Raw genomic sequence first — 13,618 nt, 5'->3', positions numbered from 1 at the left:
CCGATCAGCTCAGCGCCACACCAGTTTCAGCACCGCCGGCGTCAACAACATGCGAATCACCGTGGCATCCAACACCAAGGCCGCGATCATCCCGTACGCGATGTACTTCATCAGCACCAGATCCGAGAACCCGAACGCCCCCGTCACCACGATCAGAATCAATGCCGCCGAGGTGATCACCCCACCGGTGTGCGCGATCCCGTACCGAATCGCCTCCGGCGCATCCGCGCCATCCGCGCGCGCCTCCGCCATCCGCGACTGCAGAAACACCTCGTAATCGGTGGACAGACCGAACAACACCGTCACGATCAACACCAGCACCGCGAACATCAACGGCCCCGGCGTGAAATCGAACAGCTCCGCCCCGTGCCCCTCCACGAAAATCCAGGTCAGAATCCCCAGCGTCGCACCCAAACTCAACGCGCTCATCACCACCGCCTTGAGCGCCAGCACAATCGACCGGAACGCCGCGTACATCAACGCCAACGCGGCCACGATCAGAATCGCCGCCAGCAATGGGAGCCCCTTGATCAGACCCTGGATGCTGTCTCGTTCCAGCGCGGGCACACCCGCCACCATCACCTCGACACCCGCCGGATCCGGGATCGCCCGCAACCGCGCCATCACCGTGTCGGCGTCCCGCTTGTCGACCAATCCCGACGCCAGCACCGTCACACCGTCTTTGGTGGGCGCCACCGGATCGAACGGACCCGTCATGAAACCCGCCGTCGATTGCATCGCCTCATGCCGGATATCACTGAGCTGCTGCGCATTACCGCCCCGCACCACCAGCTTCAACGGCTCGGTCCGGAAACTCGGAAACAGCCGATCGAAGTCCTGCTGCGCCACCCGCGCCGGATTGTCCGACGCCAGATACCGCTCACTCAACCCACCGAACTCGATCGCCCGGAACGGCAGAATCAGCAACAGCAAACCAGCCACCACCGGCACGATCACCAGCCACGGCTTCCGCATCGCGAAAACCGCCAGCCGCGAAAAGAACCCGGCATCGATCTGCTCGGCCGTGCGAATGCTGGCCAGCCGATGCCAGCCCAGAAAATCGATCCGCCGCCCCACGATCGACAACACCGCCGGCAACGCCGTCACCGACAACACCGCCGCCAGCAGCACCGAACTGATACCGCCCAACGGCACCGACCGCAGCACCCCGTTCGGATAGATGAACAACGCACCCAGGCTCACCGCGATGATCGCCGCCGAGAACAACACCGTCCGGCCCGCCGTCGCGATCGTGCGCGCCGTCGCCTCCTCCACACTGCGCCCGGCCGCCAGCTCCTCCCGGAACCGCGTCACCGCGAACAACCCGTAATCGATCGCCAAACCCAAACTCACCAAAGTGACCACGGCACTGGCGAACACATTCACCTGCAGATGATCGGTGAGCATCCGCATGATGCCCTGCGTCCCCAGAATCGTCATCCCGCCGATCAACACCGGCAGCAACGCACCGATCACCCCACCGAACACGAAATACAGCAGAATCGCCACGATCGGCAGCGCGATCAACTCCGCACGCTGGATATCGTTCTGCATCCCGGTATTGATGCCCTCCACCACCGGCTGCATGCCCGCCAACTGCACCGTCGTGCCGCCCGGCCCCGAACCCGCCGCACCCGCACCGAATTCGTTCTTGATCGCCATGTAGTTGTTCACCGTGTTGGTGCCGCCGTCACCACGCAGACCGATCGAGGCGAACGCGTGCGTGTGGCTCGCATCCACGAACTGGCTGTCCAGCATCGAACCGTCCCAATACGAATCGATGCGCAGAATCCGATCGGAATGCTTGCCGCGCAATCGATTCAGATCCGCCGCCACCGCCGCGTGCACGGCCGGATCGTCCAGGGTCGAGCCCTGCGGAGCGGTGTAGAGGACGATCAGATCACCGTCGGTATCGCGCCCGAACGTGGAGTCGGCCAGCTCCGAGGCCGCCACCGACTCGCTGGACTCGTCGAACCAGCCCTCCTGGGTCAGATGATCACCCAGATCCCGGCCGTAGTAGCCGGACCCCAGCACCGCCAGGGCGAATACCGCGAACACCAGGTACCGGTTCCGGTGGATGAAACGCCCCCACCGTAGGGATCCGGTTTCGAGCATCAGCCGCAGGCCGCCGTGCGGTAATCGGCCGAGCGCAGAATGCCGCACAGATCGGTGCGCGAGATCTTCCAGCGACCATCCTTGGACACGAAATGCACCACGGTGGTGCGGACATTCGTGCCCGAGCCGTCCTTGTCCAGGCTCAGCGTCGCGGTCAGCGTGCCGTCATGGTTGTCGAACACCGGATCCTTCACGCCGTAGACGGCCTTCGGATTGTCCTGCAGCGCTTTGTACATGTCCGGAATGGCGTCCTTGAACGCCTCACCGTCCTCGATCAGCGCGGTGCGCTCGGAATCGGGCAGGTTCGGATCCAGCGCCGCCTTGATCTGCGCATCGAGTTCGGCGGCCGTCGGGAGCGGGGGCTTGGCGACGCTGCTGCTCGCGGCCGCGGCGGCCGAGGAGGAGCTCAGAGCGGCATAGGCCGAGGAACGGGCCGCATCCACAGAGGCGTCGTCACCCGAACCGCTGCCACCGCAGGCGGTCGCCGCCGCGGCGAGTACGGCGAGAATCAACGCGGAGCCGGCCGGTCGTCGCAATGCCATGAACATCCTCGTGGTTCGAACTGCGGTTGCTTGCCGTTAGTTTGGCACGGGTTCGGACGAACACCCCAACTGGTAAGCGACACACGGGTGGTCGGCCGGGCCCCTCCCCTCCTTTGCGGGTTTTGAGGTGAGGGGTGCGGTACGTGAGAGTGTTGAAGGACGAAATACATAGTTAGATGCGCATATCGACGTATAGATATGCTTTTGATCGAAGGATCATGTACGGCACCGACCCGATTCCGTACCCGGCCGGTCCTACATCCCGTCGATGACCGCACCCAGGCGGCCCAGCAGCGCTCGCACGGTGACTTCCCGCCCCGCGACCGGGGGCGCAGGCGCGGCGGCCACCGCTTCCGCTTGCGGAACCAGGTCGCGCACCAGCGCGATCACACTGCGCTCGTCATCCAGATCGATATCGGTGACCGGGGCTTCCGCGACGGCGACCACGTCTTCGGGGGCCGGCACGTCGCTGTCCAGATCAGGGCGGTAGATCTCGAGCCTCAGGGTCGATCTGACGGTGCGGAAGGCGAAAGAGCGCCCGTCTCCGGTGGTCCCGAACCCGTGCGCGTAACGACCCACGGTCACGTCTTCGACGGTGAAGCCCGAGGTGTGGTCGATTACCAACGAAACTCCCAGAAAGGTCTGTGTTCACTGTCCACCGTAACCGCTGCCTCCGACACCGGCAGCGAACGCGCATGTCACGTCATACGGCTGGGTATACCCCGTAGGGGACGTGCCGACACCGGCACCCCCGCGTGCCGGGCCCCGCAGGTCGGCATGGTCAGATTAGGGAGCACGCATGATTTCGTCGGCAGGTAAGGAGTTCGCTGCATGCGCCGTCGCGGCTGGATCCGCTCGGCCCTCGCGGGCGCGACCGTGGTGACCCTGCTGGCCGGATGTTCGTCCACCGACGACGCCTCCGGCAAGCCGACCATCGAACCCCCCTCCCCCGCCGTCGCTCCGGCGGCTTCGGTGACGCCGACGGGCGAGATCATCCCGAGCTCCCCCGTTCGGCTCCTGCTGGCCGAACCCTCGACGGGGATCCTGGGCAAGGTCCTGACCGACACCCCCGATCTGTACCTGGAGGACCTGGCCGCGAAATCTATGCGCACCGTGCCCCTCGGTGCGACTGCGACCGCGCTGGCTCTCGGCAAACCCGGTGAGTTTCTCGTCGGCGTGCCCGGCCAGGTCCTGCGCATCGACGCGGCCACCGGGAAGACCACCGTCGTGACCGTGGACGGCGAGGTGCGCTCGGTCGCGCTCCGCGGGGACGGCCTGGTGGTCGGGCTCGGAGACGGCAAGGTGCTGCTGGTGGACGCCAACGGCGCTCTGCAGCAGACCATTTCGGGTCTGGTCTCGGCCGATGTGGTCGACGCGTCCGATGAACAGGTAGTGGTGCTGGACCGCCGCCAGACTCTCATCAGCGAGCTGAACCTCGCCGACGATCGGCTCGGGCTGTCGCTGCGGGCCGGTGACGGCGCGGTCAATATGATCGGCGACCACTTCGGCCGCCGCATCGTCCTCGACACCGCGGGCGGGGAACTGCTGGTCTACACCGCTGATCCATTGGTCCTGCACCAGCGTTTCCCGGTAGGCTCTTCGCCCTACGCACTCGCCTACGATCAGCGGTCCGAGACCGTGTGGGTGACGCTGACCGGCAGTAACGAAGTCGTCGGCTACGACCTGTCGACGGGTATACCGGTAGAGGTGGGGCGGTACCCGACGGTACGCCAGCCGAATTCGGTGACCATCGACAGCCGCACCGGTGACATGTTCGTGGGGTCCGCGACCGGCGACGGTCTGCAGCGGATCGCCGCGGACCAGCGGAAGAGAGGGCAGTGATGGCTCGGGCCTCACGTTCAGCGCACGCGACGCGCACATTACCGGCGAGCTGGGAAGAGGAAGCCGCCGATGACGAATGGGAATACGTCCCCCTACGACTACCCCGAGAAATGAATCGCGTCACCGCCTCCATGCGGCTCGCGATCCAAGCCGAATACGGCGGCTGGGAACTATCGCGGGTGCGTGCCTACACCGACGGGAGCCGTCGGGTGTTGCTACGCCGCCGCAAGAGCGCCCTGCTGTCCCCGACACCCGAGGCGGTGATGTAACCCGCATGGCCCTCAAAGACGGCGCTGTCGAGCGCTTGTATGCCCTGCTGTTGAAAGTGATGTTCCTGCTCCCTCCGGAGCGTATCCATCACTTGGCTTTCGGTGCCATGAAACTGGCCACCCGCTTCGGATTCGGGCGCGCGTTGACCGGCAAAATGCTGGTCGTCGACGATCCGATCCTGCGGACCCGGGTCTTCGGCGTGGACTTCCCCGCGCCGCTGGGCCTGGCCGCCGGTTTCGACAAGAACGCCGAAGGCGCCGACACGTGGGGCCCGCTCGGCTTCGGCTACGCCGAAATCGGCACCGTCACCGCGCAGGCGCAGCCCGGCAATCCGGGCCCGCGCCTGTTCCGTCTCCCCGCGGATCGCGCCCTGATCAACCGCATGGGTTTCAACAACCACGGTGCGGCGGCCGCGGCCGCCCACCTGGCCCGGCGCTCCCCCGGCGGCATCCCCATCGGCGCCAATATCGGCAAGACGAAGGTGGTCGAACCCGCCGACGCCGCAGCCGATTACGCCACCAGCGCCCGTCTGCTCGGTCCCCTGGCCGACTTCATGATCGTCAATGTCAGCTCCCCCAACACCCCCGGTCTGCGTGACCTGCAAGCCGTGGCGTCGCTGCGTCCGCTGCTGCAGGCCGTGCTCGACAAGGTGTCGGTGCCGGTGCTGGTGAAGATCGCCCCCGACCTGTCCGACGAGGACATCGACGCCGTCGCCGACCTGGCGGTGGAGCTGGGCCTGGCCGGAATCGTGGCCACCAACACCACGATTCGCCGCGACGGCCTGTCGACCCCTGCCGCGGAGGTCGAGGCGATCGGCGCCGGCGGTCTGTCCGGTCCGCCCGTCGCGGACCGCTCCCTCGAGGTCCTGCGCCGCCTCTACGCCCGCGTGGGCGACCGTCTGGTCCTCATCTCGGTGGGCGGCATCGAAACCGCCGACCAGGCGTGGGAGCGCATCCTCGCCGGAGCGTCTCTGCTGCAAGGCTTCACCGGCTTCATCTACGGCGGCCCGTTCTGGGCCAAGCGCATCCACGACGGTCTCGCGGCCAAGCTGCGCGAGAACGGTTATTCGAACCTGTCCGAGGCGGTCGGCGCGGGCCACACCGCGCGCACCTGAACCGACTGCGGTTCCCTGCAATAGATTTCGAGCAACTGCTCGCTGACGCATGTCGGCGGGCAGTAATGTTCGATGCGCATGTCACCACGCAACGATTCCCGCACACTCGGGTATGTCGGCTCGGCACTCGATCCGAGTGTCGTCGCTGTGCGCGGCGTTCTCACCATGTTGCGCACACGCGCCGGGCTCAGCTCGGATCAACTGCGCCACAGCGAGATCGACGCCCACGCTCTGACAGTGCTCAGCACGGTGCGGCGCTATGCGCAGATGTACGCAACAACGCCCGAAGACGCTGCGCGCGATGTGATCCAGCTCGCCACCCAGCAATTGGCGCCGACGGATCGATTGATTGTGGACGCGGAGTTGCGCCTCGAATTGTTCCGCGCAGATCCACCATCGGGCATCGACCTGGATCAGCTCTACAGCGCACAACTCGCGACGCGGCGTCGATATCTGATGCTGCACTGGCAACCGCTGCACGAGGCGATCCGTTGCGAGACAGTCGTATCCGCCCCCACCGCGCGAACCCTGCGAGGAGGAGCGCACGAGATACAAGCGTTCACCGCGCTCGCCCAGCTGCTGGTCTCCGGAATGGTGCCATTCGGCGAGGGGCGGGCCACTGTCACGGTCGTGGGTGACGCAGCCATGGATCACGTGAACATCGTGGAGCAGATTCCTCAGCCCGGTTCCTCGGTGTGGGGTGATTTTCAGCGTCATCCCGGAGGCAAGGGGCTCAATCGCGCGGTGGCTTTGTCCCGCTTGAATCTCGACGCGCGCCTGATCGCCGCGGTAGGAGCCGATTCCGATGGTGAGATGGTTGTGCAATACCTCAGCCATGAGGGCGTCGACACCAGCTTGATCACCACAATTGAAGGTGCTCGAACACCAGTGGCCACGGTGCTCATGACGCCGCACGGGGAAATGGCAGGCGTAGCCTACAAGCAGGACCGAATACGGTTCCAAGCTGCCGACCTCGAATCCGGCGCCGTTACTCATGCAATCCGGTCATCGGATGCTGTCGTGGTGACGTTCGAACAGCCGATTGAGATCGCAGCCCACGCCATCGACATTGCGCGTTCGTCCGACGAGCCGCCGTGGGTCATCCTCAATCCGTCTCCTCCTGCGCAACTTCCCCGACTCCTGTACGAGCGCATGCAGAGCGTCCATTACGTGGTCGGCACCACCGACGAGATAGCTGGCCTCTGGGCGGATAGTTCGGCTGATGAATCCGCTGGGCGATTGGTGGATCTCGGCGTCGCAGCGGTGTGCATGATCGACAGGCACGGCTGCACTGTGCGAAGGAGCGGCCACCAACAGTCAGTGCCTCAGTTCTCGGATACGACGGCCGGTTACCCTGGCTCGTCGTCGGCATTCACCGCCGCGCTCATCTATCGACTGGTCACGTCGGAGCGCACGGTCACCGATGACGACTTCGCCTGGGCTGCAGCAGCAATGGCGGCACAGCGCGGTGCAGGGCCGATCGCGGCCGGCATGCCCTCCGTCACGGAGATCGAGCAGCTGCGCACGACTCGCCGTTGAGCGGCGCGGCTGCTTCCGGTCAGGCCCACAGGTGTTGGGATCGCGCGCCGGAGATCGCGGGGGTCTGCTGGGCAACCGGCCATTCGGGCTGCGAAGGTTCCGGCCATTCCGGGCCCGAGTCGGACCCGGAGGCCGTGCCGTCACGGTCCATCCGATCGGCCATCCGCTGCGCCAACATGATCACCGCATGCTCGACCAGAATTCCCAGCCGAGCCGCGCGATCCGCAGCGCGGGAATGAGCGTCGTCGTCGTAGACGATTGTCGGATCGGACAGAATCTCGTCCAATTCCATTCCCGCGTGAGCTTGCTCCCGAGTGAGCCGGTGTTCGGGCAACCAGGTCAACCGCCACACCGGCTCCCCGTACCCGTGCGCCCGGACCGCATACTCGGGGGTGATGTCGCTGGTCATTGCCCGCGTGCTGAATTCGATGGTCACTGGTCCTCCTCGGGCCTATCCCACGTGCGGCAGGGTCCCTGCTCACCCGTACCTTGTTGCTGACGCCGGCGGTCGCCCGCGCCGAGTATTGCTACCCACATCGAATGCCAATCGGTCGGTATTTCATCGAAATTCCGCACACCATCCGGTTTGCCGGAATTTCTCCTTACAGTCTTCGCCCTTGCGGTACCGACGTCGCCCCTCCCACCGCTATGCCCAATTCCGCGGCTCCGATCGTCACGGTCTCCCCCTTTCGAGCATCCGCTGGTGCAAGACCGCCATCACGTGCTGCACCGTCGTCCCCAATTCCGCGGCGATCTCCTCGGCCCGCTTCCCAGGCTCCGCACCCCCACTGCACCATTCGGTGAGTTCCATTGCGGCCCTCGCTTGTTCACGCGTCAGCAGCGGTTCCGGCCGCCAGCTCAGTTCCCAGGCCGGTTCCTCCCGGCCAGGCAGACAGTCGGCCCATTCGAAGGTGATGCTGCTGGTGATCGATCTGTTGCTCTCGTAGATCACGACGTCTCCCGATGATGAGGGTGTCGTCGCCGCGGGCGAGCGGAGTTTCCGGGAACGCCTCGCGCCGGCCGATCGTGAGCCTGACCAGCCGGTGTTGTCGTTTACCACCAACGATTTCGTGACGCATTTCGAACGGTACGACGACAGTGTGTGGATTCGCTGCGGATCTTCGGGCGGACGAATCCGCCCACCTAGAACGCCGCGATGTCCGAGTCGCGTTCGACCTCGCACCGTGGTGCCACGCGCCGGCCTCGTCGTAACCGCCGAATCAGGAAAACCACTCCCTGCACCAGGACCTCCCGAACCGTCTGGTGGGGGCGATGTTTCGCCAATCCCAGTATGGGGCATTTGCCGCCACGCCTCGGCATTTGCCGAGGCCTCAAGGGAATTGACGTTTTTCCAGGTAGCTAAACATGGCCGGGCGGTATCATTGAAGCGAATGATGAGAAACCCCGCTCCCCGCAGTGTCGTGCCCGCCACCAAGCCGCTCGACGACGCCGCGGCTCCCGTGCGCGAAATACTCATCCACCTGCGCACCCGCAACGGGCTCAGCGCGGATCGCCTGCGCAGCACGGAGATCGATATAGGAAGGCTCGAGCAACTCAGCATTGTCCGCCGCTACTTTCATCTGAGCCAGATCGACGCGTCGGATACGGGCAGTGCACCCCCAACCATCGAGCAATCCGTCGAAGCGGTGATTCGCCTTGCCGCCCAGCATCTTCCACCTACCGACCGCCTGATCGCCGATGCGGCCCTGTGCTTGCGAATGTTCGACGGCACCGCCCCCGCAGGTATCGACCTCACCAAGCTCTACGCCATCAAGCTCAGCAGCCGACGCAGCTACCTGGAGCTCCGCTGGCGGCAACTGCACACCGCTCTGCACGTGATCGACGTTCCACCGCCCGCAACGGTGCGAACCCTGCGTGACTCCAGGGAGGCCAAAGCGCTGAACACGCTCGCCGAACTTCTGGTGTCCGGGAGAGTGTCCATTCCGACCGCCCGCGACACGGTCACGATTGTCGGCGACGCAGTCGTCGATCAGCTGCACCGGATCGAACTGATACCCCGGCCCGGCACCAGCGTTTGGGGTGACATCAGCCGCCATCCCGGTGGGAAGGGCCTCAATCGCGCAGTCGCCCTTGCCCGCCTGGGTCTGGACGCACGACTGCTGGCCGTAATCGGCAACGACGAAGAGGGCCGCAGCATCCAAGGACATCTCATGGACCAGCGGGTGGACACGAGCCTGCTCGATGTACGGGAGACACGTACCCCCGTCACAACCGGACTGCTCACCCCGAACAGCGAGCCGGCCTATATCGCTTCCCGGAAGGTGGTACCGGTCGATCTGGACAGCCCGGTCAATCGTCGCGCCATCGCTGATTCCAAAGCGGTGGTGTTGACGTTCGAACAACCGCAGGAGGTCATCGAGCAGCTTCTGAAATATGTTGGCGAGCTGAAGAATTCGCAGGCAGCAGCACCTTGGCTGATTGTGAACATCTCACCGCCGCGCGAGGTCTCCGATTCGCTGCAACGACATCTGTCCGCGGTTGATTACCTGGTCGGCTCCTCGAACGACCTGCGTGGCCTACGTGCTACGGACTCGGTTGCCGACGTGATCGAGTGGCTCATCGACGGCGGGAACGGCGTCCGGGCGGTCTGCTCCATCGACGACACCAGATGTGCGGTACGCCGCTTCGACGGGTGGGCTACCGAAGCCGAGATCACTCCACCCGAAGTCCTCGGCTCGGCAGGTGCGGCATCGGCGTTCTCCGCCGCTCTCACCCAGCGTCTCGTGACCCTGGGCAGCGAAGCAGGCGCCGACGATTTCGCCTGGGCCATGGCCGCCGTGGCCGCGCGACCGCCCACGGCTGGCGTGTCGGCGGCGATGCCTTCAGCCGGTCAGATCGAAAAAGCGGCACTGACACAATCCCGCCTGTAGACCACCGGATTGTGATCTGCGACACTACTCGTCGCCCCACCGAGCGTGCTGTGAAGTCTTTCTCGAGAATGACGTCGATCCGGACCGCGCCGACTTCGTGCGCCCGACCGAAAGAACGTGCGCATGACCATCACGTCGCTCCCCTCGGCCCACACGGACGGCACGGGGCAGCCGACATCGGCCATCGCGTCGGATGCAACACCCGAGCAGCCGGCTCCCGTCTTCGTGCCGGACGCAGTACACGATTTCACCCGCAACAGACGCACCCTGCGCATGCAGATCGCAACTGTGCGGGACGAAAAAAACGGCGGGCACATTCTCGTGTTCGACGACCCGAAACGCTCACGCCGCATAGACGATGTTCGCGGATGCCTGGTTCGGATCCACTCTCAATGCTTTTACGGCGAGGTGCTGGGCTCGGACTCCTGTGACTGCGATGCCGAGCTGCGACTCGCCCTGGACCTGATCTTCCAGGTAGGCGCGGGAGTGCTCGTCTACCTCCACCAAGAAGGCCGTGGCGCGGGACTGCTGGCGAAAGCCCATGGCTACGCTCACAGCCAGCGTGAGCAGGTCGATTCCTACGCCAGCTATGCGGCAATGGGGCTCCCCTACGACTCCCGCGACTACCGTGCGGCGCTCGACATACTCGCAACACTCCCACTGCATCGGGTGCACTTGATGTCGAACAACCCCCGGAAGGAGCAAGCATTCATCGAGCGCGGGTTCCAGGTGAGTCCGGTTCGGTTGTGGACCAAGCCCAAGAGCGACGGCGCAGCCAACTATCTGGAATCCAAGCGCAGCGGTCGCAGCTACGGGAGCGACGGCTGGTCACCGGATCACGGACTCTTGCCCTCGGCGGTTTGGACCTGGATGACCGGGTACAAATGGATCGCGATCGGCTCCGCGGGACTGGTGTCCGGGCTGGCGATCTGGTGGTTCGCCCGAGATGCAGTGTGCGCCATGGCTATCGCCGCCATCGCACCACTGGTCGTGGAGCGCATGTGGCTGCGGCGCGGACATCCGGTCAGCACCTGGTACTTGGCTCGGCGCGATATCCGGCGGGCGGATCGCCGTGCGCGAAAAGCAGAGCAGTCATGAGCCCCAACCACTTTCGCTGGACCGCCCCGTGCGGTCTGTAGATCCTTACGCGAAAAAACCATCGCACTCGCGGCCCGGTGTGTAATCTCCGGTCGGCATCTCTCCAATGAAGAAGCTCCCGCTGCACTGCTCGGCCTTCGTGTAGCCATCTCCAAACCCACCGCGCCTGGAAGTGAGTCAGCCATGTCTCGTGCACCGCGTCCGGCCCAGAAGGAAGGGGCGGACACACCCCGGCGCCTCGATGACACCTTCGATTGGGTCGAGTTGGAACGGACCCGCCATTCACTGACGCGATTGCGCCACAAGATTGACATGCGTTGCGTCCCTTTACCCGACAACAGCGGCCACGTAGTGATCTTCGGCGACGCCGAATTCAGACGGCACCCGTTCGTCCGCATCCATTCCAGGTGTCTGTACGGCGATGTGCTGGGCTCCGACGACTGCGACTGCGGCCCCGAGCTCCAACGGTCGATCGCCACGATGCGAGCGAGTGGTGCTGGAATTCTGGTCTACCTCGAGCAGGAGGGCCGCGGTGCCGGCCTGATAGTCAAGGCCGAGGGCCTTCGGTTGACACAGCAAAATACGGCCCTCGACACCTTCTCCGCCTACGAGCAGCTGGGACATGAACATGACGCGCGGTGTTACGAGACCGTCGGCCCGTTCCTGAAGGACCGACTCGGATTACGTTCGATTCGACTTCTCACCAACAACCCCGCGAAAATCGAAGCGATCTCCGCTTCCGGCCTCGCTGTCGAGCCCATTGCCCTGCCGACACGGCCGAGAAGCGCGATGGCATTCGAGTACCTCGAGGCGAAGCGGCTTCGCCGTAACCACACGCTTCCATCCCCCCGACGGTGGACACTCGAGTCACTGGTGCGCTGGTCGATGTCAGCAGCGTGCGTAGGCGTCGGGACGCTCGCCTACACGAACGCACACCCCGGCCTCTTCGCGCTGAGCATGATCCTGCTCTTCTTCGCCCTGATGGTTCACGACAGCATCCGGTTTCCTGTGGTGATCTACACCCATTGGCTGCTGCGCCACATTCACCCCTACGAGTTGTAGCCGTCGACAAGTGCTCGCAGCCTCTTGATGATCCGTGTCGCTGTCTGCACCACTGTGCGGCTGACAACCCCGACCGGACTGATGCTCATGACCGGCTCGTGCTGAGCCGTTGTTGCCGAGGGCAGTGTCCGCAGTAAGGGCGGAAGGTCATGATTCTGCAGAATTTGCTTGTCGGACAGATACTTTCGGGCCCGTTCCGTCTGCGGCTCGGTATGCACCGTGACCGGCGTGACCTCGATTCCCGCGCAGCGCAGCGCCGCTACCTTGTTCGGACTGTTGGTGAGCAGGCGAATCCGGCCGAGTCCGAGCTCGAAGCGCAGAAAGAACGCGGCGGGTTCATAACTGCGGAGATCGGCGGGGAATCCGAGCGATCGGTATGCCTTGTAGGTGTCCCACCCACGCGTCTGGCTCAGGCGCAATCCTTTGGCCTTCGTCAGCAGACCGGCGCCACGTCCTTCCTGCTCCAAATAGATCAGTACGCCACCGCCCTCCGCTTGAATCCGATCCAGCGAAAGGTCCAATTCAGGTCCGCAGTCGCAATCTTCACTGCGCAGCGCGTCGCCGTACAAGCAACGAGAATGCATCCGCACCAGAGGATCGGCCTGCAGCTCGCCGAAGAGCAGGACAGAACCGACGCTGGAGCCACCCGGCAACTCCGCTACCCGCACACGCATGTCGACACCCTTGCGTGTGAGTTGGTGTTCGGCGTACGCGAATATCGGCGGTTCGAGGCCACCAGACTTGCCTGCGGCGGAACCGCTCGGCTCTCTCGGCTGCACGGGAGGACAAGCTACATCTATCGGTAGGCAGGCGCGCGATCAGCAACCCGAAATGGTGATGCGTGTCGGCTATTGCGCGAAACCGACGGTCAGGACAAGGGGAGAACGGTGGTCCTCATCCGACGATGTTCGGTTGGTGGTGGACAGAACCTGTGCCGTGCAAGCGGAAGGCCCGGTGTGAAAGGACTGCGGGCCGCAATCGTAATGGCAAGTTAAAGGTAGGCCGCGACACAGTCGGGGGTTTGTGTCTACGATGAGTGAGCCGCGCCACAGTGGGCGCGCGGCCATCGCGTGGTTCGGGTTGGTCGTTCTCTCGGTCGCCGGGGTTCGCGCAGGTTGGGATGGGTGCGCGTGTGGTGCGTGCAA

Annotated in this window: 13 protein-coding genes; 7 read left to right on the top strand and 6 right to left on the bottom strand. The window is 64.6% G+C overall.

Annotated elements, in window-relative coordinates; all coding sequences use genetic code 11:
- Nucleotides 1-9: 9 nt before the first annotated feature.
- The 3 genes from H0264_RS23790 to H0264_RS23780 all read right to left on the bottom strand — a co-directional run bounded on the left by H0264_RS23790 (nucleotide 10) and on the right by H0264_RS23780 (nucleotide 3,281).
- Nucleotides 10-2,115 carry an MMPL family transporter gene (locus H0264_RS23790; protein WP_181579596.1) on the bottom strand — a complete coding sequence of 702 codons (2,106 nt, stop codon included), beginning with the start codon at nucleotides 2,113-2,115 and terminating at the stop codon, nucleotides 10-12.
- A complete protein-coding gene (locus tag H0264_RS23785) occupies nucleotides 2,115-2,657 on the bottom strand; it encodes a WKL family lipoprotein (protein WP_181579595.1) in 543 nt (180 codons plus the stop codon). Before H0264_RS23785 ends, H0264_RS23790 begins: the two co-directional genes overlap by 1 nt.
- Before the next feature lie 255 nt (nucleotides 2,658-2,912).
- Nucleotides 2,913-3,281: a hypothetical protein gene (locus tag H0264_RS23780; protein ID WP_181579594.1), complete on the bottom strand. Its 369-nt coding sequence runs from the start codon at nucleotides 3,279-3,281 to the stop codon at nucleotides 2,913-2,915.
- Between the two features lie 207 nt (nucleotides 3,282-3,488).
- On the opposite strand from H0264_RS23780, the gene H0264_RS23775 reads away from it, so the two are divergent.
- From H0264_RS23775 to H0264_RS23760, 4 genes are all read left to right on the top strand, one after another.
- Nucleotides 3,489-4,499 (top strand): YncE family protein, encoded by a 1,011-nt coding sequence (locus H0264_RS23775; RefSeq protein WP_181579593.1) that lies wholly within the window; start codon nucleotides 3,489-3,491, stop codon nucleotides 4,497-4,499.
- A complete protein-coding gene (locus H0264_RS23770; protein WP_181579592.1) occupies nucleotides 4,499-4,768 on the top strand; it encodes a DUF5703 family protein in 270 nt (89 codons plus the stop codon). Before H0264_RS23775 ends, H0264_RS23770 begins: the two co-directional genes overlap by 1 nt.
- A gap of 35 nt (nucleotides 4,769-4,803) precedes the next feature.
- A complete protein-coding gene (locus H0264_RS23765) occupies nucleotides 4,804-5,883 on the top strand; it encodes a quinone-dependent dihydroorotate dehydrogenase (RefSeq protein WP_181585781.1) in 1,080 nt (359 codons plus the stop codon).
- A gap of 78 nt (nucleotides 5,884-5,961) precedes the next feature.
- Nucleotides 5,962-7,422 carry a carbohydrate kinase family protein gene (locus tag H0264_RS23760; RefSeq protein WP_181579591.1) on the top strand — a complete coding sequence of 487 codons (1,461 nt, stop codon included), beginning with the start codon at nucleotides 5,962-5,964 and terminating at the stop codon, nucleotides 7,420-7,422.
- 19 nt (nucleotides 7,423-7,441) lie between these two features.
- Here H0264_RS23760 and H0264_RS23755 read toward each other — a convergent pair whose 3' ends face one another.
- A complete protein-coding gene (locus tag H0264_RS23755) occupies nucleotides 7,442-7,858 on the bottom strand; it encodes a hypothetical protein (RefSeq protein ID WP_181579590.1) in 417 nt (138 codons plus the stop codon).
- A 237-nt stretch (nucleotides 7,859-8,095) separates the two neighbouring features.
- Nucleotides 8,096-8,374, bottom strand: a complete 279-nt coding sequence (locus tag H0264_RS23750) for a hypothetical protein (RefSeq protein WP_181579589.1) — start codon at nucleotides 8,372-8,374, stop codon at nucleotides 8,096-8,098.
- A 469-nt stretch (nucleotides 8,375-8,843) separates the two neighbouring features.
- Between H0264_RS23750 and H0264_RS23745 the strand changes: the two genes are divergently transcribed.
- The 3 genes from H0264_RS23745 to H0264_RS23735 all read left to right on the top strand — a co-directional run bounded on the left by H0264_RS23745 (nucleotide 8,844) and on the right by H0264_RS23735 (nucleotide 12,473).
- A complete protein-coding gene (locus H0264_RS23745; RefSeq protein ID WP_220139827.1) occupies nucleotides 8,844-10,313 on the top strand; it encodes a carbohydrate kinase family protein in 1,470 nt (489 codons plus the stop codon).
- Between the two features lie 123 nt (nucleotides 10,314-10,436).
- Nucleotides 10,437-11,411, top strand: coding sequence for a GTP cyclohydrolase II (locus tag H0264_RS23740; protein WP_231086960.1), 975 nt, complete (start codon nucleotides 10,437-10,439; stop codon nucleotides 11,409-11,411).
- A gap of 183 nt (nucleotides 11,412-11,594) precedes the next feature.
- Complete coding sequence (locus H0264_RS23735; RefSeq protein WP_181579586.1) at nucleotides 11,595-12,473, top strand: GTP cyclohydrolase II; 879 nt, start codon at nucleotides 11,595-11,597, stop codon at nucleotides 12,471-12,473.
- On the opposite strand, the gene H0264_RS23730 is transcribed toward H0264_RS23735, so the two are convergent.
- The gene (locus H0264_RS23730; RefSeq protein WP_231085491.1) at nucleotides 12,461-13,252 is read right to left on the bottom strand and encodes a GTP cyclohydrolase II; all 792 of its coding nucleotides are present in this window, start codon (nucleotides 13,250-13,252) and stop codon (nucleotides 12,461-12,463) included. The genes H0264_RS23735 and H0264_RS23730 overlap by 13 nt on opposite strands.
- Nucleotides 13,253-13,618: the final 366 nt, after the last annotated feature.

It is taken from the genome of Nocardia huaxiensis (assembly GCF_013744875.1).
Taxonomy (GTDB): domain Bacteria; phylum Actinomycetota; class Actinomycetes; order Mycobacteriales; family Mycobacteriaceae; genus Nocardia; species Nocardia huaxiensis.
Note: the sequence above shows the minus strand (reverse complement) of the source record. Positions and strands in the feature narration are given on the sequence as shown.